The organism is Vannielia litorea (assembly GCF_900142295.1).
GTDB lineage: Bacteria > Pseudomonadota > Alphaproteobacteria > Rhodobacterales > Rhodobacteraceae > Vannielia > Vannielia litorea.
This window is the reverse complement of the sequence record NZ_FSRL01000001.1, coordinates 914,846-938,117: the sequence shown is the minus strand read 5'-3', so window position 1 is coordinate 938,117 and position 23,272 is coordinate 914,846. Positions and strand designations below refer to the sequence as shown.

Sequence of the window (23,272 nt, the reverse complement as noted above, 5' to 3'; positions counted from 1 at the left end):
TTCAACAAGATGTGATTTCCGCCGGGTCAATTCAACCCCTCCCGCCGGTCAGCCGCCGCCCGGCGGAGTGATGAAGAGAGTCCAGCGCACGGTGGCCTGGGTATCGACCTCGTGGAACATCGCGGCGCGGTGGCCGCGCTCCCAGCAGCTTTCGATCCCCTCGATCTCGAAGGCCTTGGCGCCGATGCACATGGAAACCGAGCCATCCAGAATCGGCTGGCCGAAGACGTCGGTGGCGTAGACATAGATGTAGCGGTTGGAGAGCTCTTCCTTGATGACATTGGCGCATTGGTTGGTGCCGATGGTCCACCAGCCCTCGGTCTGGAACTGGCTGTCAACAAGCTGCCCGATCGCCACGTTGATGACATCGAAACTCTGGTTGCAGACGGCAAATTCGGCCTCCGCGCGGCCCGATCCGACGAGGGTTGCGGCGCAGGCAACGGCAATGAAGGCGGCGTTTCTCGATAACAATCTGCGCGACATGGCGCGACTTAAGCCGCTTTTTGGAGGATGGGCAAGAAATCGCCACTTTTGGGCCGCAGATTGAAAACAATCGCGTGAGAGAGTAGTCTGGCAACAACGCTGGAGAGAAACCATGACTGTGAAGTTCGTAAAGCCGATGATGGCCGCCGCAGCCGTGTCGATGGTTCTTGTCGCCCCCGCCTCCGCCCAGATCGCCAAGTTCCACGTGATGGCCCCCGCCATCCCGGGCCTGTCGAAGCTGGACCGCATCTCCTCCTCCGATGACGCCGCCTCCGAGTTCCTCGGATCCACCGGCGACATGGCGAAGGAAACGTCGGCCTCGCTGAGCGAAATGCGCGAGTCCGAAGAGATCGTGGCGCGGGAAGATCAGCAGATCGACGACAGCACCCGTCAGGACGACCGCGTGGCCGACCGCGCGCCCTCGGACAGCAATGGCGGCGGCAACGACGGCGAGCGGATCACCCCGCCGCTGCCGCGCCCCGACCTGCTGGCCGCGGCCGACCTCGGCACCACCGTCACGACCCGGCCCGAGACCGGCAAGCAGGTGATCGTGCGGACCCGCACGAAGAGCCCGCGCGGCGGCTCGAAGATCAAGACAGGCGCGATCTGGAGCGTCGGCGAGTTCCGCTGACCCCGGCCACATCCTGAGCCTTCGAGGGCCCGGCTGCGCCAAGCGCACGCCGGGCCCTTTGACGTTGGGGGCGCGGCATCTTCGGGCCCGCCCTGCCCGCCGTCGCGCGAATTTCGCAACCGAAGGCTTTGCGCAGACGAAGCCGCGTGTTAGCACTTTGCCCACAAGAACTCATCGCAACGGGGAGGCGCGACGTGCCTGTAATGAAAACCTTTTCGACCACGCTTCTCGCCGCCGCCCTGGCGGCTGGCACCGGCCTTCCGGCCTTTGCGCAGGCGGGCAACTTTGGCCTCGAACTCAACGCCGCCCGCGATGTCGGCGAAGGCTGCCGCCTGACCTATGTGGCGACCAACAACACCGGCGAGGGGCTTGAGAAGGCCTCCTACGAGGTGGCTGTCTTCGACCAGGACGGCGTGGTTTCGCGCCTGCTGATCCTGGAGTTCGGGCAGCTTCAGGCCGACAAGACCAAGGTGGTGCAGTTCGACCTCGCCGACATGGCCTGTTCGAACATCTCGCGGCTTCTGGTCAACTCGGTCAGCGAATGCGTGGGCGCCGGCGGGGCCAGCCCCGACTGCATGAGCGGGCTCACCACCTCGTCGCGCGCCGAAATCCAGTTCGGGCTTTGAGCGCCGCCTCGGACCCGTGTAACGGGAGGGGCGAATGGACGCCTACTTGCCTGAAGGGCTGAACGGCTACGCCTGGGCTATTCTGGCGGTTCTCGCGGGGGCCTCGCTGGTGGCGCTCACCGTGGCGCTGTTCAAGGTTTTCCAGTTCATGCGGCTGGGCGTGGGCCGGCGCCGGCTGCCCGGCCAGATCGTTGAAAAATACCTGCGCGGCGATGGCGACGGCGCGCTGGCCCTGGCCGAAAAGCGCAACACCTCCGCCGTGCGGGTGCTCTTTGCCGCGCTCTCGGCGCTGCGCTCCAACCCCGGCGACCGCGACTTTGCCCGCGAACTCGCCACCCAGACCGCGCTCGACGAGCTGGCGCTGATGGGCCGGCGGATGAACGCGCTGGAGGCAGTGGTTCAGGCGGCGCCGATGCTGGGGCTGCTGGGCACCGTGGTGGGCATGATCGAGGCCTTCGGCAGGCTCTCCCGCGCCGAGGGGGCGGTGGACCCAAGCGTTCTGGCAGGCGGGATCTGGACCGCGCTCATCACCACGGCGGCGGGCCTTGCCATCGCGATCTTCTTCTATTTCATCTCGCTCTGGCTCGAGGGCCGCATCGCCCGCGAGCGCGAGACGCTGGAGCGCCTGATATCGACCGTGTTGCACGGGCGGGTGGAGACCCGGCCGGGCAAGACGATCGTCTGAGGCGGGGGGAGTGGCGGGCAAGACGGTCATCGGCGGGCCGATGCCCCATGCCACCGGGCTCTCGGGCGGGGCGGGCCACGCGGGCGGAGCGACCGCCATCGGCAGCTCGGGCAGCCGCCCCGGCGATGTCTACCTGCCCGACACCCGCGGCGACCGGAAGGCGCCCTTTGCCCTCACCCCGCTGGCCGACGTGATGTTCCAGCTGCTGATCTTCTTCATGCTCTCGACCTCGCTTGCGCCCTATTCGCTGATCACGCTGGGCACACCTGCCGCCCCCGCCGGCAAGAGCGCCGCGCCCGACAGCGCGCCGGGCGGCGGGGCCTCGAGCATCGTCATCTGGCATGTCGGGCGGGGCGAATTGCGGGCGGGGTCCGCCGTGCTGCCGCTCGACGCGCTGCCGCAGCTGATCCCGGCGCTGAAGGAGCGCGGGCTGGAGGAGATCCTGCTGTTCACCACGCCCGTCGCCACCACGCAGGACGTGGCCACGGTGATCGAGGCGATCCGGGTGGGCGAGGTGGCCAGGCTGCGGCTCATCGGAAAGCCGGGGCTGTGAGGGGCGCGGCCGCCGATCCGCGCGACCGGCCGCCCGCACGGGGGGCCCGCTGATGCTTGCCTCCCGGCTCGCCGCCCAGCGCCATCGCCGCCGCCCCGATTTCGGGCTGGCGCAGGTGAACATCGTGCTGCTGCTGGTGCTCTTCTTCCTGGTGGTCGGCACGATCGTGGAGACCGACGAGCTGGCCGTCGACCTGGCGGAGACCACCGAGCTGCCGCTGGAGCGCTTGCCGCGCCCGCTGCTGCTGATCGACGGCGAGGGCAACTGGTCGCTCGATGGTGCGCCCCTGGGCGAGGCCGCGGTGGTGGAGGCGCTGCGCGCGCCGCCGCCCGAGGGTCAGCCCAACGCGGTCTACATTCTCGCCCCGCGCGACATGGCCGCCGATCGGCTGCTGCGGGCGATGCAGGTGCTGCTGCCGGCGGGCCGCACCGTGAAGCTGGTGACGCTGAAGGCGGGCGGGCCATGAGCTACGCCGAGAGCCCGGTGCGCTACATCGAGCCGCGCGCGCAGACCGAGACGGTGCTCTGGGCCGCGGCGCTCCTGCTGGCCGTGGCCGCCCATCTCGCCGCCTTCACCTGGGCCAGCGAGCGGATGCCGGACCCTGCGCCGCAGGACGCCCCGGTGGAGACCGAAGTAACGGTGGAGATGATAGAGATGGCGACGCAGGCGGCGCAGCCGACGGTGGCCGAGGCCGAGGCGGTGGCCGCCGCCGAAGCTCCCGCGCCGCCCGAGCCCGCCCCCCCTGCCCCGCAGGAGCCCGCCACGGTGGCCGCGGCGCCCGAGCGGGCCGACCCGGTGGCCGCGCCGGTCACCCCGGCGCCGACCGAGCGGGTCGCGGCCGCGCCCGCTGCGCCCCCGGCCCCTGCCGCCGCCGAGCCGGTGAGCGAAGGCGTGACCCGGATCACCGGTGCGCCGGTGGCGGCTCAGTCGGGCGCGGCCCCCGCCGCGCGGGCCGATACCGCGCAGGCGGCCCGTGCCGAGGAGGTGCAGCAGGCGCGCGAGGCCACGCCCGCGCGGATCACCGCCGCGCCGGTAGTGACCGAGGAGGCCAGCCGCGCCGAGGTGGCCAGCGCCGCGCGCGCGCCCGAGGAGGTGCCCGAGACCGCGACGGCGCGGGTGTCCGACGACCGGGTGGTTGCCGGGCAGGACGAGGGCCGCGAGCGGCTCAGGGCCGAGGCGGAGGTGGAGGCGCAGGAGGCCGTGCGCGAGACCGGAGGGGTGCAGGTGGCCGCCGCGCCCGAGCCTGCCGCCGCACCTGCGCCCGAGGGGAGCGAGGCCCCGCCCGCCGATACCGTGGCCGCCGCCTCCGCCCCGCCCGAGCGGGTGGCCGCCGCGCCGGCCCTTCCCGAGGGCATGGAGCCCGAGCGCCTTGCCCCCACCGCCCCCGATGCGGAGCCTGTGGAGGATGTCGCCGCCGCCCCGCCGCCGCCCGAGCGCGAGAGCGAGCTGCCCGGCCCGGGCACCGAGGGCGGGCTTGCTGCGCCCGCCCCCGAGAGCGACATCTCCGAGGCCGACCGGACCCGCTACACTGCGATTCTCGACTACCTCAAGACCTATGACGGCGGCCCCTGCTTTGCCGCCCTGCCGGCGCTGGGAGAGGAGACCGCCCAGCTCACCCTCGATGCCTTCGGCCCGACTTCGGCCTCGCTCGACGGCTTTCGGGCCGGGATGGAGGCGCAGACCGGCGAGATCCCCAACACCTTCCTCAAGCCGGTGAGCGAGGCCCAATGCGCCGCGCTCGTCTTCATCCGCGAGGCGCGGGCCTACCCGGCCTTCAACCTCTATTTCGACATGAGCGACCGGGTGATCGCCTCGGGCGACTACCTCGAGGGGCGCATCCTCAACGTCTCGGGACAGGTGGTGCATTTTCTTCTTATCGACGACGAGGGCACGGTGCAGGCGCTCGACGGGTTTTTGCAGTTCACCCGCGAGGGGGCGCGCTTTTCGATCCCGATGAACCTGACCGCCGGGCCGGTGGTGACCCAGCAGCTCCTGCTGGCGGTGGGCACGCCCGCGCGGCTCGACGTGGTTACGGCGGAGAACGGCGCGGAGGCTTCGGCCTTCTTCGCGGCGCTTGCGAAAGAACTCGAGGCCCGGGGGATCTCCCCGGACCTCTCGATGGTGGCCTTCTCGGTGGAGTGAGGGCGCGGCGTGATGCCGGGGCCTGACCCGAGGATCGGGGCCTTGCCTCAGTCCGACAGGGAGCCCTCTTCGTCGCGCCGCACCATCCGCGCCTTCACGATCTTGCCGACGAAGATCGGCAGGATGAAGCCGGCGATGGCGATGGCCCAGAGGGTGATCGCCAGCGGGCTGTCGATCAGGGTCCACCAGTTGCCGTTGTCGATGGTGACCGCGCGGCGCAGGTTGTTCTCCATGGTGTTGCCCAAGAGCGTGCCGAGGATCACCGGCACCAGCGGCACGTCGAGCTTGCGCAGCAGCCAGCCGGCCACGCCGAAGGCGATCATCACCAGCAGGTCGAAGCTGGAGCCGGAGATGCCGTAGATCCCGACAAAGCTGACCATGGCCACCACCGGCATCAGGATGCGCGGCGGGATCAGCAGGACGCGGGTGAAGAGGCCCACCATGGGGATGTTCATCGCCAGCAGCATCAGGTTGCCGATGAAGAGGGCGGCGATAAGGCCCCAGACCACGTCGGGGTTGTTCTGGAAGAGCAGCGGGCCGGGGGTGATGTTGAGCGACAGCAGCACCGCGAGCAGCACGGCGGTGGTGCCCGATCCTGGCACGCCGAGCGCCAGCATGGGCACCAGCGCGCCACCGGCGGCGGCGTTGTTGCCCGCCTCGGGAGCGGCCACGCCGCGCGGGTCGCCGGTGCCGAAGGTGCCTTGCTTGTCGACCAGCTTCTTCTCCATCGAGTAGCTGATGAAGCTGCCCAGCGAGGCACCCGCGCCGGGCAGCACGCCCGCCAGGAAGCCCAGGAAGGAGGTGCGCAGCATGGTGGGGATGGTGCTGGTGATCATCTTCAGCGGCGGCACAAGGCGGCCGACCTTGACCTTGCTCTCCTCGGCATCCGCGTTGCCGTGGCGGTGCTCGAGAAAGACGAAGACCTCCGAGAGCGCGAAGAGGCCGACAATGGCGACGAGGAAATCGAGGCCGTCATAGAGGTGCACCTCGCCGAAGGTGAGGCGCGGCACGCCGGTCTGCGTGTCGACCCCGACCATGGCGAGGCCGAGACCGAGCATGGCGGCGAAGGCCGATTTGGCCTGGTTGGTCGAGGAGACCCCGCCCAGCGTGGCGAAGGCCAGCGCGAAGAGGGCGAAGTACTCGGCCGGGCCGAAGAGCAGCGCCAGTTTCACCAGCTGGGGCGCCAGAAGGATCAGCCCCCAGGTGGCGAGAAATGCGCCGACGAAGCTGGCGATGCCGGAGAGCGCAAGCGCCTCGCCCGCCTGCCCCTTGCGGGCCATCGGGTAGCCGTCGAGACAGGTCATCATCGCGGGCTCGTCGCCGGGGATGTTCAGCAGGATCGAAGAGATCCGCCCGCCGTACATGGCGCCGTAGTAGACCGAGGTGAGCAGGATCAGCGAGGAGGTCGCGTCGAGCCCGAGGGTGAAGGCCAGCGGGATCAGGATGGCCACGCCGTTGGAGGGGCCGAGGCCCGGCAGCGCGCCCATGATGGTGCCGAGAAAGCAGCCCAGAAGCGCGAGACCGAGGTTCTGCCAGGTCAGTGCGATCTCGAAGCCGGAATAGAGGTTTGCCCAGAGGTCCATGGTTCAGTCTCCTGCGCCCGTGGCGCCGGTGGCCTCGGGGGCGATCTCTTCAGCCCCTCCGCCGAACAGCGCAAAGAATTTGCCGATGCCCGAGAGCACCGGGTCCACCACCGCATCGACGAAGGGGTCGAGCGGGCCACGGGCGAGCGAGAGGCCCAGCACCGCGTGAAAGATGATGTAGATGCCGAGCGCCGTCAGCGCGCCGATCAGCACCGACTGGATCACCGGCGAGCCGAGCCGCCAGGTGAGATAGGTGGCCGCCAGCGCGGTTGCGATGATGAAGCCCGCCTCGGGCAGGAACTGCGCGTAGAGGATCATGACCACCGCGGCGGCGCCGATCTCGGCCAGCCGTGTGAGGGGCGGCCAGACGGGCTCCGGGTCGGGGCGGAGCGCGATGACCGCAGAGGCCAGCCCCAGGATGACGGCGATGATCACCGGAAAGGCCTTTGGCCCTACCGCATCGCTCAGAAAACTCTCCTCGGTCTGAAGCGCGGCCCAGGCGTAGAAGATCGCCAGCAGCACGCCAAACCCGCCGAATATACGGTCGCTCATGGCTTGTCCCCCGATGTCTTGAAACGTGAGACCGGGCGGCAGGGACAGGCCCCGCCGCCCGGACGGCATCACTTGATGATGCCGATTTCCCTGGAGATCGATTCGATCTGCGCGACCGACTCGGCCACGAACTGCTCGAACTCGGCGCCCTGCAGGTCGAGCGGGGCAAGGCCGTTGGTCTCCATGATCGCCTTCCACTCGTCGGAGGCGTAGAGGGTGCCGATGGCGGCAACCCAGGCGTCATAGGCCTCGTCGGACATGCCGCCGGGGGCATAGAACCCGCGCCAGTTGGCGCCGATGGCTTCCACGCCCTGCTCGCGGGCGGTCGGGAAGTCGGCGAACTCGCCGCCCAGACGCTCGGGCGAGAGAACCGCGATCACCTTGATGTCGCCGGAGTCCACGAAGCCCTTGGCCTCGGAGATGTCGCCGGTGAAGGCCTGCACGGAGCCGGCCAGCAGCTGGGTCACGGCCTCGCCGCCGCCGTCGAAGGCGATGTACTTGACCGAGCGCACATCCTCGATGCCATAGGCGTTGGCCGCGATCAGCACCTTGAGGTGATCCCAGCCGCCCACGGCGGAGCCGCCGGCCACGGAGATCGAGCCCGGGTCGGTCTTGATGGCGTCGAGCAGCTGCGGCAGCGTGGTGATCTCGCTGTCGGCGGCCACGGCGATCACGCCGTAGTCGGCGCCCACGGAGGCGAGCCAGCGGACCTGGTCCATCGTGTTGCCCGGATAGGCGCCCTGGGCCAGGCGGGTGGCGGTTGCGGTCGAGGCGGCAACGATCAGGTCATTGCTGTCGTTGCGCTTGTTGACCACCTCGGCATAGGCCACGCCACCGCCGCCACCGGCGAGGTTGACGACCTGCATGGTCTTGTCGATCAGGCCGATGTCCTGAAGCGACTTGCCGACCTGCCGGCAGGTGAAGTCCCAGCCGCCGCCCGGGTTGGCGGGGGCGATGCACTCGGGGTTCTCGGGCATGAAGCCATGGCTCTCGGCATGGGCCGTACCGGCGACACCAAGAGCCGCCACGGCGAGCGCCGCGCGGATGAAAGACGTTTTCATAAAGATCCTCCTCAGGTCCTGGCCGGCGCACTCCCACGCGCCGGTCCTGTGCCCCGCAGCGCGAACCTGGCGGTTCTTTCCCTGCGGGTTGAGGATGTGTAACCGTTGTTCCTGTCACCAACCTGTCACCGCGACAGTTTGGCGGAAGGGGGAGCCGGATGCGGATACTGATGGTGGAGGATGCGGGCGACCTGGCCGAGGGGGTCGTGGCCCATCTGGCGCGCTCGGGCATCGTCTGCGATCTCGCGCCCACGCTGGAGGACGCGCGCGACTGCCGCGCGGTGCAGCGCTACGACGCGATGATCCTCGACATCAACCTGCCCGACGGCTCGGGGCTGGCGCTCCTGCGGGAGGTGCGGGCCGAGGCCGACCGCGTGCCGGTGCTCATGCTCACCGCCCTCTCCTCGGTGGAGGACCGCATCGCCGCGCTCGACCAGGGTGCCGACGACTACCTCGGCAAGCCCTTCGACCAGCGCGAACTGGAGGCCCGGCTGCGCGCCCTCGTGCGCCGCGAGGCCGACCGCAAGGAAGAGACCATCACCCTCGGGCCGCTGAGCTACGCCCCGCGCGACCGCTCGGCCCGGCTCGACGGCGCCCAGCTCGACCTCACCCGCCGCGAGGCCGCCCTGCTCGACATGCTGATCCGCCATGCGGGGCAGTACCTGTCGAAGGCACGGCTCTACGACTCGCTCTACGGCTTCGAGGATGCCGACGTGGGGGTGAACGCGATCGAGCTCTACATCGCCCGGCTGCGCAAGAAGGTGGCGGGCTCGGGCGTGAGCATCACCACCCAGCGCGGCGTGGGCTACCGGATCGGGCTGGATGGCTGAGCCGCGGCCTCCCAGACGCCCCAGCCTGACCTCCCGGGTGCTGGGCACTGTGCTGGCGATCCTGCTGGTGGGCGGGCTGCTGGTGGCGGGCTCGATCTGGTGGAACACACGGGCCGCCGCGCGGCAGGGCTATGACCGCATCCTCTTCGGCGCGGCGAGCGACATCGCCGAGTCGATCCGCATCCAGCAGGGCCGGCCGCTCGTGGACCTGCCGGTATCGGCCTTCGAGCTGCTCGCGCAGGCGCCCGACGACCGGGTCTATTACGCCGTGCTGGGGCCGGACGGGGCGCTGATCACCGGCCTCGGGGCCGCGCTTTCGGTTGCGCCGCCCGAGCGCGGCGGGGCGGAAGCCCGCTTCTTCGATGCCGCGCTCGACGGCGAGGCGGCGCGGTTCGTGCTGGTTACGCGCGCCTTCGTGGAGCGCGACTTCGCCGGCTCGGTCGATGTGGTGGTGGGCCAGACCCTGCGCGCCCGCAGCGCCATGACCACCGCACTCATGCTCGACGCGCTGCTGCCGATGGCCGCCGCGGGCCTGATGCTGACCCTGTTTGCCGCGCTCGTCGTCCGCTCCGCCCTGCGCCCGCTCGATGCGCTCGTGGCCGATCTCTCCAGCCGCGACCCCTACGACCTGACGCCGATGCCCGCCGACACCCTGCCCCGCGAGCTGGGTGTCATGCTGGGCGCGATGAACCGGTTCATGGGGCGGCTCGACGGCCAGGTCGACGCGATGCGCCGGCTGATCTCGGACACCGCGCACCAGCTGCGCACGCCGGTGGCCGCGATCCAGGTGCACAGCGAGAGCGCGGTGCAGGAGGTGGACGAGGAGGCGCGCCGCCGCGCCCTCGCCCGCCTGCTCGCCCGCACCCGCTCGCTGCGCACCCTGCTCGACCAGCTCCTGAGCCGCGCGCTGGTGGTGCACCGGACCGACAGCGTGCCGCGCACCCGCGTCGACCTGCGCGAGGTGGCGCTGGAGGTGATGGAGCGCGACGACCACGCGGTGCTGGCCCCCGAGGCGGAGCTGCGGCTGGAGATCGGGGATGTACCGGTGCTGGTGCGGGCCGATGCGTTTTCGCTCCAGGAGGCGGCGCAGAACCTTCTGGGCAATGCCCTCAGGCACGGGCGGCCGCCGGTGGCGATCGGGGCCACGCGCGAGGGCGACCGCGCGGTGCTCTGGGTGGAGGACAGCGGCACGGGGCCGGATGCCGGGGTGATCGCCCGGCTGGGCGACCGGTTCAACCGCACCGCCGACAGCCACGAACAGGGCACGGGGATCGGGCTTTCGATCGTGGCCAAGGTGGCGAGCGCCTTTGGCGGCACGGTCGAGATGGAACGGACCGCCGCGGGCTTCCGTGCCGCGCTGGTGCTGCCCGCTGACCAGGCGGAGGAGGAGGCATGAAGGCGCTGCTGCTGGCCCTCGCGCTCCTGCCCGGCCCGCTCGCCGCGCAGGAGGCAACGGCGACCTTCGGCGCGGGGGAGACCGAGTTCGTGATGCGCTCCACCACCGACATCGCCATCATCCGGCCGGTGATGGAGCGCTTTGCCGCGCTCAACCCCGAGCTGGCGATCCGCTACGAGCAATGGGGCTCGAACGACCTCTTCGAGCTGAGCCGGGATGACTGCGCGGCGGGCCAGGGACAGGCGGATGCGGTGCTGTCCTCGGCGGTGCAGCAGATGGTCTGGCTGGTCAATGCCGCCTGCGCCCTGCCCTACAGCTCGGAGCTGACCGAGGCGCTGCCCGGCTCGCGGCGCTGGCGCGACGAGCTCTGGGGCGTCACCACCGAACCGGCGGTGATTGCCTACAACACCGAGCTTCTGGACGCGGCAGACGTGCCGCGCTCGCGGTTTGCCCTGCTCGATGCGTTGCGGGCGCGGCCCGAGCTCCACCGCAACCGGATCGCCACCTACGACATTGCCGAGAGCGGGCTGGGCTATCTCTTTGCCTATTCCGACAGCCTCGAGGCCACCACCTTCGGCGCGCTGCTGGAGAGTTTCAGCCGGGTCGAGGCGGTGGCCACCTGCTGCTCGGCCGAGATCATCTCGGGCGTGGCGGAGGGGCGCTACCTGATCGCCTACAACGTGCTGGGCTCCTACGTGGCAAGCGCGGGCGCGCCGCAGGTGGGGATGATCCTGCCGGAGGACTACACGCTGGTGCTGTCGCGGGGCTACATGATTCCCAAGGGCGCGGGCGAGCGGGCGGCGGCGTCGCGGCTGCTCGACTTCCTGCTCGGCCCCGAGGGGCAGGCGCTGCTGGCGGGCGCGGGGCTGGTGACCGACATGGACTCCGACCAGACCGGGCTGGCCAGCTCGGCACGGCGGTTCATCCCGCTCTCGCCGGTGCTGCTGGTCGCCCGCGATCCGGGCCGGCGGGAGCTGCTGCTTCAGTTCTGGTCCGACAGCTTCAGCCGGGCGCCCCTGCCCTAGCCCTGGGCCGCGACATACTCCTGCAACACCGGGCGCACGCCTTTCTCATCGAGATCCGCGAGCCCGGCGGCGAAGGCCTCGACGAACCGCGGGACTTCGCCGAGGCGGCCGAAGATATCGGTGAGGCCGAGGAAGGCGGAAGGGTCGGTCTGCGCCCTGAGGGCGGCGGCCTGAAGCGCTTCGGCGCGCTCGTCTTCCAGCGTGATCCTGCCGGTCGTCGTCTCGATGCAGTAGCGGCACCAGAGGGCGACCTCGAGCGCCAGGCCCTGGATCGCGGAGCCCGCCTCCAGCGCCTCGCGGGCGGTGGGAAGCACGAACTTGGGCTGCCGGTTGGAGCCGTCGAGGCAGAGCCGGGCGATGGTGTCGCCGATCTCGGGATTGGCGAAGCGCTCGGCGGATTTCTCGAGGTAGGCGTCGAAGTCCACGCCGCCGATCTCGGGCAGCACGGGGATCACCTCGGCGCGCATCAGCGCCTTGAGCCAGGCCGCCACGTCCGGATCCTGCATGCCCTCATGCACGAAATGATGCCCCAGCAGCGCGGAAGGATAGGCGATGGCGGCGTGGCCCGCGTTGAGGATGCGCAGTTTCATCGTCTCGTAGGGGGCCACGTCGGGCACGAACTCGACGCCGACCTTTTCGAGCGCGGGGCGGCCCTGGGGGAAGGTGTCTTCCAGCACCCATTGGCGGAAGGGTTCGCAGACCACGGGGGCCTTGTCATCCACCCCGAAGCGCTCCTTCACCAGCGCGATCTCGCGCGGGCCGGTGGCGGGGGTGATGCAGTCGACCATGCCGCAGGGAAAGGCGACATTGGCCGAGATCCACCCGGCCAGCGCGGGGTCGATCAGCTCGGCCATGCCCACCACGGCGGCCTTGGCGACATGGCCGTTTTCAGGCAGGTTGTCGCAAGACATCACGGTGAAGGGTGGCAGGCCTGCATCATGTCTGGCCTTCAAGCCTTTGACGAGCAGACCAAATACCGTTTTGGGGCTATCGGGGTCGGCGGCATCTGCGGCGATCTCGATGTTCGATTTGTCAAAGCCGCCTGTCTCGGCATCCACGAAGTATCCGCCCTCGGTGACGGTCAGGGAAACGATGCGGATGGCGGGGTCGGTGAGCCGTGCCACCAGCGCCGCGCCGTCGATCTCGCAGAAGTCCACCATGGCGCCGGTCACGCGGGCGGTGAGGGCCGCCGGATCCAGTTCGACCACCGTGGTGAGCCAGTCCTGCGCGGCCAGCGCATCGCGGCGGGCGGCGTCGAACGGCTTGATGCCGGCGCCGACGATGGCCCAGTCATGGCCCTCGCCCTGCGCGAAGAGCCGGTCGAGATACCAGGCCATATGAGCGCGATGAAAGTTGCCGACACCGATGTGCAGGATGCCGGGAGTGAGGCCCGCGCGGTCATACTCCGGGACGGCAACGCCCCCGGGAAGTGCCTTGAGGGTGTCGTTCGAAAGAGTTACGGCCATCAACTTATCCAATTCCCGCCGTCCACGTTTTGGCTCTGCGCGGCGATGTGATCGGCCTGCGCCTTGTCCCTTTCGGCAATCGCCGGCGTCGCCTTTTGCGCGATGACGCGGTGAGCGAGGCGCCGCCCGATCGCCCGGGGTGCTGCCCCGGGGATCGTGCTGCGATTGCCCGAAAGGCCGTTCATCCGATGCGCAGACCGGCGCCGTCGAAACGGTGCATCTTGCCGTCCTGCGGGGTCAGCCAGACGCTGTCGCCGTGGCGCAGGGCCATCTCGCCGTCGACGCGCACGGTGATGGTGTCGTCCACGGTCTCCACGCCCTCGGGGTGGATGTAGAGGAAGGTGTCGGAGCCGAGGTGCTCGGCCACGCCGACGGTGCCCTTCCACAGGCCTTCCGAGGTGCTCACGTCGAGGTGCTCGGGCCGCACGCCGATGGTGACGGCGTCATGTTTGGCGGCTTCGGCACCGGCGAAGAAGTTCATCTTGGGCGAGCCGATGAAACCCGCGACGAAGAGGTTGCGCGGGCTCTGGTAAAGCTCGAGCGGGGAGCCGACCTGCTCGATGACCCCGGCGTGCAGCACCACGATCTTGTCGGCCATGGTCATGGCCTCGACCTGGTCGTGGGTGACGTAGATCATCGTGGTCTTCAGGTTGTTGTGCAGCTCGGAGATTTCGAGCCGCATGTTCACCCGGAGCGCCGCGTCGAGGTTGGAGAGCGGCTCGTCGAAGAGGAAGGCCGCGGGCTCGCGCACGATGGCCCGGCCGATGGCGACCCGCTGGCGCTGCCCGCCCGAGAGCTGGCCCGGGCGCCGGTCGAGGTAGTCGGAGAGGTTGAGCACCTTGGCGGCATAGTCGATGCGCCGGTCCTGCTCGGCCTGGTCCACGCCTGCCATCTTCATCGGAAAGGCGATGTTCTTGCGCACCGACATGTGCGGATAGAGCGCGTAGGACTGGAACACCATCGCCAGGCCGCGCTTGGCGGGCGGCGTGTGGGTGGCGTCCTTGCTGTCGATGCGGATCTGGCCGCCCGACACGTCTTCGAGCCCGGCGATCAGCCGCAACAGGGTGGATTTGCCGCAGCCCGAGGGGCCGACGAAGACCACGAACTCGCCGTCTTCGATGGTCAGATCCAGCGGCGGGATCACGTTGACCTCGCCGAAGCTCTTGGCGACCTTGTCCAGAGTAATGCGTCCCATGATTACGTTCCTTTACTTGACGGCGCCGAAGGTGAGGCCGCGCACGAGTTGCTTCTGGCTGAACCATCCCATGATGAGGATGGGCGCGATGGCCATGGTCGAAGCCGCGCTGAGCTTGGCGTAGAACAGGCCCTCGGGGCTGGAATAGCTGGCGATGAAGGCGGTGAGCGGTGCGGCCTTCGTGGTGGTGAGGTTCAAGGTCCAGAACGCCTCGTTCCACGCCAGGATGATGTTGAGCAGCATGGTCGAGGCGATGCCGGGCAGCGCCATCGGCGTCAGCACGTAGATGATCTCGGACTTCAGCGAAGCGCCGTCCATCCGCGCGGCCTCGAGAATGTCGACCGGGATCTCCTTGAAGTAGGTGTAGAGCATCCAGATGATGATCGGCAGGTTCATCAGCATCAGCACCACGATCAGCAGGATGTGCGTGTCGTAGAGGTTGAGGAACCGCGCGATCAGCACGATCGGAAAGAGCACGCCGACGGCCGGAAGCATCTTGGTGGAGAGCATCCACATCAGCACGTCCTTGGTGCGCTTGCCGGGCACGAAGGCCATCGACCAGGCCGAGGGGATCGCGATGAGCAGGCCGAGAACCGTGGAGCCCACGGCGATGATCACCGAGTTCATCAGGAAGCGGAGGTAGTTGGAGCGCTCCTGCACCACCTCGTAGTTTTCCAGCGTCCAGTCGAAGCCGAACCAGATCGGCGGATCGGCGATCGCCTGGGCCTCGGTCTTGAAGCTGGTCAGGACGGTCCAGAGGATCGGGAAGAAGATCGCCAGGCCGATGATCCATGCCGCGGCGGTGGTAATGACCTTGCGTTGTGTCGTGACGGCGCGTGCCATGTGCTCAGCCCTCCCTCAGTTGTCCAGGTTCTTGCCGACGATCCGCATCAGGAAGATCGCGACGATGTTGGCGAGGATCACGGCGAGGATACCCCCCGCAGAGCCCAGCCCGATGTTCTGGCTTTCCAGCACACGCTGGTAGACCAGGTAGGTGAGCGTCCGGGTCCCGAAGGCGCCGTTGGTGGTGACGAAGATCTCCGCGAAGATCGACAGCAGGAAGATCGTCTGGATCAGGATCACCACGGTGATCGCCCGGCCCAGGTGCGGCAGGATGATATGGTAGAAGCGGCTGAGCGCGCTGGCCCCGTCCATCTCGGCGGCCTCGAGCTGCTCGGAGCTGAGCGACTGCACGGCGGTGAGCAGGATGAGCGTGGCGAAGGGCAGCCATTGCCAGCTGACGATCCAGACGATCGAGAACAGCGGCATCTCGGAGAGCCAGTCTATCGGCGTCGCCCCGAAGAACTTCCACAGGTAGGCGAAGAGCCCGTTGACCGGGTTCATGAACATGTTCTTCCAGACCAGCGCCGAGACGGTGGGCATGACGAAGAAGGGCGCGATGACGAGGATCCGCACGATCCCCTGCCCCCACATCGGCTGGTCAAGCAGGAGCGCCAGCAGCACGCCGCCGACCACCGTGACGACCAGGATGCCGCCGACCATCAACAGGGTCGTCAGCACCGAGTCGATGAAGGCCGAGGAGCCGAGGAAGCGGCCGTAATTCTCGAAGCCCACGCAGCAGTCGAACACGCCGCGCAGCGGGCGGTAATCGGTGAAGGAGAAGTAGAGCGTCATGCAGAGCGGGATGAGCATCCAGACCAGCAGCACGAAGACAGCGGGGGCGTTCATCAACCTTGCGGCGGAGCGGGAATGCTGGGTCGCCATGGGTGTCTCCTCCTGGGGTGCCGCTCCCGTGGCCCTGTGGCCATGCCGGCGGCGGCATTGACGATCGGATCGTTTCGCGTGCGGGAGAGCCTGTCTCCCGAAGGGCCCGGGCCGGATCAGAAGGTCCTGCTCGGGCCGGAGAAGGTGGCCGGGCACCCCTCTGGGAGATGGCACCCGGCGCGCGCGGGAGAACCCGCTCTTTTGGATGGAGGACGGGGTGAACGGGCCTTGAAACAGGGCACTCGTTACCGGTTCGACCGGGCCTTGCGCGGCCCGGCCCGCCCTCCGCCGAGGCTTACTTGTAGCCTGCGGCTTCCATTTCCTCGTTCACGAGGTCCTGAGCCTTGGCCAGCGCATCATCCGCCGACTGCTGGCCGGCCAGCGCCGCCGAGAACTCCTGACCCACCTGGGTGGCGATGCCGGCGAACTCGGGGATCGCGGCGAACTGGACACCCACATAGGGAACCGGGTCCACGGTCGGCTGGGTCGGGTTGGCCGAGTTGATGCTTTCGAGCGTCATCTTGGCAAAGGGCACCTTCTGGTACTCGGGGTTCTCATAGAGCGAGGTGCGGGCACCCGGGGGCACGTTGGCCCAGCCTTCGTTGGCCGCGACCAGCTCGATGTACTCCTTGGAGGTCGCCCACTCGACGAACTGCTTGGCGGCATCCACCTTCTGCGAGCCGGCCGGGATGGCCAGGGCCCAGGCCCAGAGCCAGTTGCCGCGCGGGCCGAGGCCGTTGTCGGGTGCCAGTGCGAAGCCGACCTTGTCGGCCACGGTGCTGTCATCGGGGTTGGTCACGAAGGAGGCCGCCACGGTGGCGTCGATCCACATGCCGCACTTGCCTTGCTGGAACAGCGCCAGGTTCTCGTTGAAGCCGTTGTTGGCTGCACCGGGAGGGCCGTAGTTGTTCATCAGGTCGAGGTAGAAGGTGAGGGTCGTCTTCCAGGCGTCGCTGTCGAACTGCGCGTTCCACTCTTCGTCGAACCAGCGGGCGCCGAAGGAGTTGGACATGGCGGTGAGAAAGGCCATGTTCTCGCCCCAGCCGGCCTTGCCGCGCAGGCAGATGCCATAGACCTCGGCGTCCTTGTCGGTCATCGCCGCGGCGGCTTCCTTGATGAAGTCCCAGGTCGGCGCGTCGGGCATCTCGAGGCCGGCGGCTTCGATGAGGTCGGTGCGGTACATCACCATCGAGCTCTCGCCATAGAACGGCGCAGCATAGAGCGTGCCATCGACCGAGAGGCCCCCCGCCATGGCGGGCAGGATGTCATCCACGTCATATTCGGCGGAGAGATCGTCGAGCGGCACGAGCCAGCCCTGGGCGCCCCAGATCGGGGTCTCGTACATGCCGATGGTCATGATGTCGAACTGACCACCCTTGGTGGAAATGTCGGTGGTAACGCGCTGGCGCAGAACGTTCTCTTCCAGCGTGACCCATTCCACCTCGTGGCCGGTCTTCTCGGTGAAGTCCGCGGTCAGCCCCTGCATCCGGATCATGTCGCCGTTGTTCACGGTGGCGATCGTCAGGGTTTCGGCAGTGGCGATGGAGCCGGCCGCGCAAAGGGCCGTTGCGCCCAGAAGAGCGCGAAGGGTGCAAGTCATTGATGTCCTCCCAGAGCCCGTAGTGGGCAAATGCTATCGTAGTGGGCAAATACTCACCTATTCGACGCCAATTTGTCAATCCCCTCGTCCTGCAGGTGCAAAGAAGAGGCACGACCCCGCTGGCGGGTGCGCAAATTTTCGTGATCTGGCAGGGGGTTGGCGATCAGGCCAGGGCGAGCACGGCCTCGGCCGTCGCCTCGTCGGTGATGAGCGCGTTGATCAGTTTTCCGCGCAAGGCGCCCAGAATCGCCCTTTGCTTGGCATGGCCCAGCGCCAGACCGCAGACCCGCCGCGCGGTGCCCGGTTCGAGCGGGGCAGAGGAAACGCGGGCGTTGGTCAGCCCCTCGATCTGGCGGCCTTCGGCGTCGAAGGCCCAGGCCACCATCTCGCCGACCGCGCCCTTCTCGATCAGCTCGGCACTCTCGGAGGGGCTGATGAAGCCGTCGACGGCGAGCGGCGAGGTCGCGTCGATATGGCCGATGCCGACGAAGGTCACATCGGCCCGCGCGGCCAGCGCCAGCGTGTTCTCCACCGGCTCCTGCGCGTGCATCAGCTTGAGGTCGTCGGCACAGCGCACCACGGCGATGAGCGGCATCGGGTTGTGCGGCGCGCCGACCTTCTCGGCCAGCCGGACGACCACGTTGTAGGCGGTGGCCGAGCCGTCGGGGCTCATGTTGCCGACGAGGGAGACGAGGTGATGCTGGGGGCAATCCATGCGCGGGAGCTGCTCGACGCAGGCCCGCAGCATCCGCCCGGTCCCCAGCCCGATCACCCGCGGCTCGGGGTCGCGCAGCCAGCGCTCCATCTCCGCCGCCCCCGCGGCGGCCACGCCGGTGGCCAGCTCGGGCGCCGCCGGATCGGTCGGCACCACGTCGCAGAATTGCAGGTCGAACCGTTCGGTCAGGGCGGCGGCGAGATCCATGCAGCGGGCGATCGGGTGGTCGAGCCGGAACTTCACCAGCTTTTCCGACACAGCGAGGCTGACCAGGCGTTGCGCCGACTGGCGGCTCACCCCCAGCTTGCGGGCGATCTCGTCCTGCGTGTTGCCGGCCACGTAGTAGAGCCAGCCCGCGCGGGCGGCATCATCGAGCCTTGCCGTTTCGCCCGTGGCGCGTGCCATCCGCCCTCCTTGTCAGGTGTCTTTTCTCAACTCGGGCGCCATTTGATAGAAAGCAGACCAGTTGTCAAAGGCAGGAAGACCGGGCGGCGTGTCGATCTCGGCGGCGGAGAACCCGGCAAAATGGGCGCCGCCGGTGTAGCGCCAGACCTCCATGCCCGCCGCCTGCGCCGCCATCAGGCCGGCCTTGCTGTCTTCGATCACCAGGCAGGTTTCCGGCTTTGCGTTCAGGCACTCGGCGGCATGGAGAAAGATGTCTGGCGCGGGCTTTCCGGCGCTGACCTCGGAGGCGGTGAACACCCGCTCGAACCGGTCGGTCAGGCCCAGGAGCGAGAGCGTGCGGGCCACCCGCGGCGGCGAGGAGGATGTGGCCACGCAGGAGCGACAGCCGAGCTGGGCCAGCATGTCATGCACCCCGACGGTGGGTTTGAGGCCGGCGGCGAACTCCTCCACAAGCCGCCCGCGATACGCCGCCTCGAAGCTCGGCGGCAGGTCGAGGTCGAAGTCGCGGCGGATCTTGTCGGCCACCTTGGGGAAGCTCTGGCCCACGAAGTTGCGGTAGACGTGCTCGGGGGTCACGGTGAGCCCGTGATGCGCCAGCGCCTCCACCAGCACGCGCGCCGAGATGACCTCGCTGTCGGCGAGCACCCCGTCGCAATCGAAGATCACCAGCTCGATGTGGTTCATGGGGTCTCCGTGTCAGGCCGCCATCCTCGGGCTCGACCCGAGGATCTCTGGCCGGCGGATCCTCGGGTCAGACCCGATTATGGCGATGCGCCCGGATCAACGTTACGGCAGCGCCCTGAGCACCTTGGACAGCACCTCGCCGATCCGGTCGATCTGGCCTTTCTCGATGATCAGCGGCGGCGAGAGGGCGATGATGTCGCCCGTGGTGCGAATGAGCACGCCCTCCTCGTAGGCCGCCAGGAAGGCCTCGAAGGCCCGCTTGGTCGGCGCGCCCGCCACGGGCTCCAGCTCCACCGCGCCGACAAGCCCGAGGTTGCGGATATCCATCACGTGGGGCAGCCCCTTCAGCCCGTGCAGCATGTCTTCGAAATAGGGCGCCAGCTCGGCGGCGCGGTCGAAGAGCCCCTCCTCGCGGTAGGTCTCCAGCGTGGCGAGCCCCGCGGCGGCGGCCAGCGGGTTGCCCGAGTAGGTATAGCCGTGGAACAGCTCGATGGCGTTCTCGGGGCCCTGCATGAAGGCATCATGGATCGCGCCGGAGCAGAACACCGCGCCCATCGGCACAACCCCGTTGGTGATGCCCTTGGCGGTGGTCATCATGTCGGGCGTCACGCCGAAGTAATCGGCGCCGAAGGGCGCACCGAGGCGACCGAAGCCGGTGATGACCTCGTCGAAGATGAGCAGGATGCCGTGCTTGCGGGTGATCGCCCGCAGCTTCTCCAGGTAGCCCTTCGGCGGCAGGATCACGCCCGTCGAGCCGGCCATCGGCTCGACGATCACGGCGGCGATGGTCTCGGGGCCGTGCAGCGCCACGAGGCGCTCCAGGTCGTCGGCCAGCTCGGCGCCATGCTCGGGCTCGCCGCGCGAATAGCTGTTCTTCTCGGGCAGGTGGGTGTGCGGCAGGTGGTCGACGCCGGCAAGCAGGGAGCCGAAGAACTTGCGGTTGTTCACGATCCCGCCCACCGAGATGCCGCCGAAATTCACGCCGTGATAGCCGCGCTCGCGCCCGATCAGGCGGGTGCGTTGCCCCTCGCCCCGCGCCCGGTGATAGGCCAGGGCGATCTTCAGCGCGGTTTCCACGCTCTCGGAGCCGGAGTTGGTGTAGAACACGTGGTCCATGCCTTCGGGCGCCATGTCGACCAGCCGGTTGGCCAGTTCGAAGGCCTTGGGATGGCCCATCTGGAAGGCGGGGGCATAGTCCAGCTCGGCCACCTGCGCCTGCACCGCCTCCACGATCCTGGGCCGCGCGTGGCCCGCGTTGCAGCACCACAGCCCCGCCGTTCCGTCGAGCACCTCGCGGCCATCGGCAGTGGTGTAATGCATGTCCTTCGCGGCGACGAACATCCGAGGGTTCTGCTTGAACTGGCGGTTCGCCGTGAAGGGCATCCAGAAGGCTCTGAGATCGTTGGGGGACTGGACGTTCATGGCGGTCTCCGATGGCTGCGAATTGCGCGGCGAGCCTGCTCCCGCGCCCCGGCAAGGTCAACCCCGGCCGGGCCGGGTCAGGCGAGCGCGGCGAGCACGAAGAGGCTGAGAAAGGCGGTCCAGACCATGACCTGCGCCACCCGCGCCGCGGGCACGTCGTAGAGCAGCGCGAGGCTCATGGCCATGGCGCCCGTCGGCGGCGCGGCGGCGAAGACGAAGAGGCGGTTGGCCTCCCATCCGCCGGCGAAGAGGGTCAGCAGGAGCGCGACGAGCGCGGGAAACACCACAAGCTTGATGGCGCTCACCACCGCCACCGCCGGATCGAAGCGAAAGGCGACAGCACTCAGCACCACGCCCAGCGAGAACAGCGCCACCGGCGCGGCGGCGACGCCGTTGAAATCGAGGAAGGTCTGGATCGGCGCCGGCACCGGCACGCCCGCGATGCCCAGCGCCGAGCCCCCGAAGATCGCCAGCAGCGTGGGCGTGCGGGCGAAGATGGCCAGCACGGCGCCGGGAGAGACCCGGCCCAGCTTGAGGGCCTGGAGCACGAACATGGTGCCCCCGAAGCTGATGGTGCTGTCGAGCACCACGACCATGGTGATCGGCAGCACTCCGCCCTCGCCGTAGAGCAGCACGCCGATGGGCAGCCCGTAGAAGACGTTGTTGGCGAAGATCCCCGCGTATCCCAGGATCACCGACTCCCCCGGCCCTGCCCCGAAGACCCGCCTTGCCAGCTGGTAGCCCAGCGCGAAGAGGATGACCTGCGCCGCCGAGTAGAGCAGGATGGGCGTGAGGCGGAAGGTTTCGAACGGGGCGTTCCACAGCAGGTCGAGCACCACGATGGGCACCAGCACCGTCATGGCGAAACGGTTGATGGTGCGGGCGGATTCCTCGCTCAGCTGCCCGCCCTTGCCCAGCCCCCAGCCCAGCGCGAGGATGGCGAAGACCGGCAGGATCGGATTTGCGAGGACGGCGAGAAAGCTCACGCCGCCAGGGCCTCTTCGAAGCCCCGCCGCAGGATGCGGACCATGTCGTCGATCTGGGTCTCGGTGATGATGAGCGGCGGCGACATCACGCAGGCGTTGTAGACCGGGCGCAGGAGCAGCCCGTGGCGCTGGCAGGCGGCATCGACGCGGGCGGCGAAGGCCATGTCTCGGTCTTCATCCGGGTTGGCCGGGTCGAGCTCGCATTCGATGCCCGCCATCAGGCCCATCACCCGGATGTCGGAGATCACCGGAATGTCGGAAAGCGAGCGCAGGGCGCGCTCGAAATAGGGCGCGATGCGGCGAACGTGCTCCAGCAGCCCGTCGCGCTCGAAGATGTCGAGGTTGGCCATGGCGGCTGCGCAGGCAACCGGGTGGCCCGAATAGGTGAAGCCGGAGGTAAAGCCCTTGCCCTCGTTGGTGGCCGCGGTGATCTCGGCGATCAGCCGGTCGGAGATGAAGAGCGCGCCCAGCGGCTGGTAGCCCGAGGTCAGGCCCTTGGCGGTGGTCAGCATGTCGGGCTGCACGCCGAAGACGCTCTCGGAGGCAAAGTAGTGCCCGAGCCGCCCGAAGCTCGTCACCACCTCGTCGGCGATGAAGAGCACGTCATGCCGGGCACAGACCTCGGCGCAGGCGGCAAGGTAGCCCTCGGGCTGCACGATCACCCCGCCCGAGGCCATCACCGGCTCGGCGATGAAGGCGGCGACCTTCTCGGGGCCGACGCTCAGGATCATCGCCTCCAGCTCCGCCACCTTCTCGTCGCGGAACGCCTCCAGCGACTGGCCTGCGGGCCGGTCCTTGGGCTTGGGGCAGGACAGAAAGTGGATGTGATCCTCGATCATGTCCATCTCCGCCTTCTCCCGCATCTTTCCCGAGCAGGAGGCGGTGAGGTAGGTGGAGCCGTGATAGGCGTTGACCCTGGAGATGATGTGCTTCTTCTCCGGCCGCCCGAGGCAGTTGTTGTAGAAGAAGGCAAAGCGCAGCGCGGAATCCACCGCCGTGGAGCCGCCGGTGGTGAAGAACACGTTGTTCAGGTCGCCCGGCGCCAGCGCGGCCAGGCGCCTGGCGAGGTTGGCCGCCACGTCGGAGGCCATCGACCAGGGCGAGAAGTAGCTGAGACGGCGCATCTGGGCGGCGCAGGCCTCGATGATCTCCTCGCGGCCGTGGCCCACGTTGACGCACCACATGCCGCCCGGCCCGTCGATCATGCGCTTGCCGTCGCTGTCGGTGACGTAGATGTCCTCGCTGTCGGTCAGCACGGTGCGGGGGGTCTCGCCGATGGCGGTCACGTCCTCCCAGGGGTGGAGGAAGTGCCGGTCGGCGCGGTGGATGTCTTTGGTGTCGGAGGAGGAATCAGTCATGGCGCGACTTTAGACCTCTCGGCGGCCGGGCGGCAGAGGGCTCTGCGACCCGGGTCGGATGGAAGCGCGGGCGCGGCGTGCACAGGCTCCGGCCCGCTGAACCGGCCCGATCCCGCCAGGGCCCGAACAAGAGGGAGCATCCGCCGCGC

General features: G+C 68.7%; 23 protein-coding genes and 1 pseudogene. 9 read left to right on the top strand and 15 right to left on the bottom strand.

The window, feature by feature from the left end:
- Positions 1-48: 48 nt before the first annotated feature.
- Entirely contained in the window at positions 49-483 is a 435-nt protein-coding gene (locus BUR94_RS04780) for a DUF1036 domain-containing protein (RefSeq protein ID WP_074255090.1), read from the bottom strand.
- Positions 484-595: 112 nt separating this feature from the next.
- Here BUR94_RS04780 and BUR94_RS04775 point away from each other — a divergent pair, with 112 nt between their 5' ends.
- The 6 genes from BUR94_RS04775 to BUR94_RS04750 all read left to right on the top strand — a co-directional run bounded on the left by BUR94_RS04775 (position 596) and on the right by BUR94_RS04750 (position 5,120).
- A complete protein-coding gene (locus BUR94_RS04775; protein WP_074255089.1) occupies positions 596-1,114 on the top strand; it encodes a hypothetical protein in 519 nt (172 codons plus the stop codon).
- 203 nt (positions 1,115-1,317) lie between these two features.
- Entirely contained in the window at positions 1,318-1,740 is a 423-nt protein-coding gene (locus BUR94_RS04770; protein WP_074255088.1) for a hypothetical protein, read from the top strand.
- A 34-nt stretch (positions 1,741-1,774) separates the two neighbouring features.
- Complete coding sequence (locus BUR94_RS04765) at positions 1,775-2,425, top strand: MotA/TolQ/ExbB proton channel family protein (protein WP_084192919.1); 651 nt, start codon at positions 1,775-1,777, stop codon at positions 2,423-2,425.
- Positions 2,426-2,435: 10 nt separating this feature from the next.
- Positions 2,436-2,978, top strand: a complete 543-nt coding sequence (locus BUR94_RS04760; protein ID WP_074255087.1) for an ExbD/TolR family protein — start codon at positions 2,436-2,438, stop codon at positions 2,976-2,978.
- Between the two features lie 52 nt (positions 2,979-3,030).
- Entirely contained in the window at positions 3,031-3,444 is a 414-nt protein-coding gene (locus tag BUR94_RS04755) for a biopolymer transporter ExbD (RefSeq protein ID WP_074255086.1), read from the top strand.
- On the top strand, positions 3,441-5,120 hold the full coding sequence (locus BUR94_RS04750) for a hypothetical protein (protein WP_074255085.1): 1,680 nt from the start codon (positions 3,441-3,443) through the stop codon (positions 5,118-5,120). Before BUR94_RS04755 ends, BUR94_RS04750 begins: the two co-directional genes overlap by 4 nt.
- A gap of 47 nt (positions 5,121-5,167) precedes the next feature.
- Here BUR94_RS04750 and BUR94_RS04745 read toward each other — a convergent pair whose 3' ends face one another.
- From BUR94_RS04745 to BUR94_RS04735, 3 genes and pseudogenes are all read right to left on the bottom strand, one after another.
- On the bottom strand, positions 5,168-6,703 hold the full coding sequence (locus BUR94_RS04745; protein ID WP_074255084.1) for a tripartite tricarboxylate transporter permease: 1,536 nt from the start codon (positions 6,701-6,703) through the stop codon (positions 5,168-5,170).
- 129 nt (positions 6,704-6,832) lie between these two features.
- Positions 6,833-7,255: pseudogene (locus BUR94_RS04740) on the bottom strand (tripartite tricarboxylate transporter TctB family protein); the annotation flags it as partial.
- 68 nt (positions 7,256-7,323) lie between these two features.
- Entirely contained in the window at positions 7,324-8,316 is a 993-nt protein-coding gene (locus BUR94_RS04735) for a Bug family tripartite tricarboxylate transporter substrate binding protein (protein ID WP_074255083.1), read from the bottom strand.
- Positions 8,317-8,474: 158 nt separating this feature from the next.
- On the opposite strand from BUR94_RS04735, the gene BUR94_RS04730 reads away from it, so the two are divergent.
- From BUR94_RS04730 to BUR94_RS04720, 3 genes are read left to right on the top strand one after another with little or no spacing between them, the layout of a single operon-like run.
- Positions 8,475-9,146: a response regulator transcription factor gene (locus tag BUR94_RS04730; protein ID WP_074255082.1), complete on the top strand. Its 672-nt coding sequence runs from the start codon at positions 8,475-8,477 to the stop codon at positions 9,144-9,146.
- Positions 9,139-10,542 carry a sensor histidine kinase gene (locus BUR94_RS04725; protein WP_074255081.1) on the top strand — a complete coding sequence of 468 codons (1,404 nt, stop codon included), beginning with the start codon at positions 9,139-9,141 and terminating at the stop codon, positions 10,540-10,542. Before BUR94_RS04730 ends, BUR94_RS04725 begins: the two co-directional genes overlap by 8 nt.
- A complete protein-coding gene (locus BUR94_RS04720; RefSeq protein ID WP_074255080.1) occupies positions 10,539-11,567 on the top strand; it encodes an ABC transporter substrate-binding protein in 1,029 nt (342 codons plus the stop codon). Before BUR94_RS04725 ends, BUR94_RS04720 begins: the two co-directional genes overlap by 4 nt.
- Here the strand turns inward: BUR94_RS04720 and BUR94_RS04715 are convergent.
- The 11 genes from BUR94_RS04715 to BUR94_RS04670 all read right to left on the bottom strand — a co-directional run bounded on the left by BUR94_RS04715 (position 11,564) and on the right by BUR94_RS04670 (position 23,123).
- Positions 11,564-13,033, bottom strand: coding sequence for a mannitol dehydrogenase family protein (locus BUR94_RS04715; protein ID WP_074255079.1), 1,470 nt, complete (start codon positions 13,031-13,033; stop codon positions 11,564-11,566). The two genes, BUR94_RS04720 and BUR94_RS04715, sit on opposite strands and share 4 nt — an antisense overlap.
- Positions 13,033-13,218 (bottom strand): hypothetical protein, encoded by a 186-nt coding sequence (locus BUR94_RS20405; RefSeq protein ID WP_139301221.1) that lies wholly within the window; start codon positions 13,216-13,218, stop codon positions 13,033-13,035. The genes BUR94_RS04715 and BUR94_RS20405 overlap by 1 nt, the downstream gene beginning before the upstream one ends.
- A complete protein-coding gene (locus BUR94_RS04710; protein WP_074255078.1) occupies positions 13,215-14,228 on the bottom strand; it encodes an ABC transporter ATP-binding protein in 1,014 nt (337 codons plus the stop codon). The genes BUR94_RS20405 and BUR94_RS04710 overlap by 4 nt, the downstream gene beginning before the upstream one ends.
- Positions 14,229-14,240: 12 nt before the next feature.
- Complete coding sequence (locus tag BUR94_RS04705; protein ID WP_074255077.1) at positions 14,241-15,071, bottom strand: carbohydrate ABC transporter permease; 831 nt, start codon at positions 15,069-15,071, stop codon at positions 14,241-14,243.
- A gap of 15 nt (positions 15,072-15,086) precedes the next feature.
- Complete coding sequence (locus BUR94_RS04700; RefSeq protein ID WP_074255076.1) at positions 15,087-15,953, bottom strand: carbohydrate ABC transporter permease; 867 nt, start codon at positions 15,951-15,953, stop codon at positions 15,087-15,089.
- 295 nt (positions 15,954-16,248) lie between these two features.
- Positions 16,249-17,553 carry an ABC transporter substrate-binding protein gene (locus BUR94_RS04695; RefSeq protein WP_074255075.1) on the bottom strand — a complete coding sequence of 435 codons (1,305 nt, stop codon included), beginning with the start codon at positions 17,551-17,553 and terminating at the stop codon, positions 16,249-16,251.
- Between the two features lie 163 nt (positions 17,554-17,716).
- Positions 17,717-18,673, bottom strand: a complete 957-nt coding sequence (locus BUR94_RS04690) for a sugar-binding transcriptional regulator (RefSeq protein ID WP_074255074.1) — start codon at positions 18,671-18,673, stop codon at positions 17,717-17,719.
- 12 nt (positions 18,674-18,685) lie between these two features.
- Positions 18,686-19,357 carry an HAD family hydrolase gene (locus BUR94_RS04685; RefSeq protein WP_074255073.1) on the bottom strand — a complete coding sequence of 224 codons (672 nt, stop codon included), beginning with the start codon at positions 19,355-19,357 and terminating at the stop codon, positions 18,686-18,688.
- Between the two features lie 102 nt (positions 19,358-19,459).
- Positions 19,460-20,779 (bottom strand): omega-aminotransferase AptA, encoded by a 1,320-nt coding sequence (gene aptA, locus BUR94_RS04680; protein ID WP_074255072.1) that lies wholly within the window; start codon positions 20,777-20,779, stop codon positions 19,460-19,462.
- Between the two features lie 77 nt (positions 20,780-20,856).
- Positions 20,857-21,765, bottom strand: coding sequence for an AEC family transporter (locus BUR94_RS04675; RefSeq protein WP_074255071.1), 909 nt, complete (start codon positions 21,763-21,765; stop codon positions 20,857-20,859).
- Positions 21,762-23,123 carry an aminotransferase gene (locus BUR94_RS04670; RefSeq protein ID WP_074255070.1) on the bottom strand — a complete coding sequence of 454 codons (1,362 nt, stop codon included), beginning with the start codon at positions 23,121-23,123 and terminating at the stop codon, positions 21,762-21,764. The genes BUR94_RS04675 and BUR94_RS04670 overlap by 4 nt, the downstream gene beginning before the upstream one ends.
- Between the last annotated feature and the right edge of the window lie 149 nt (positions 23,124-23,272).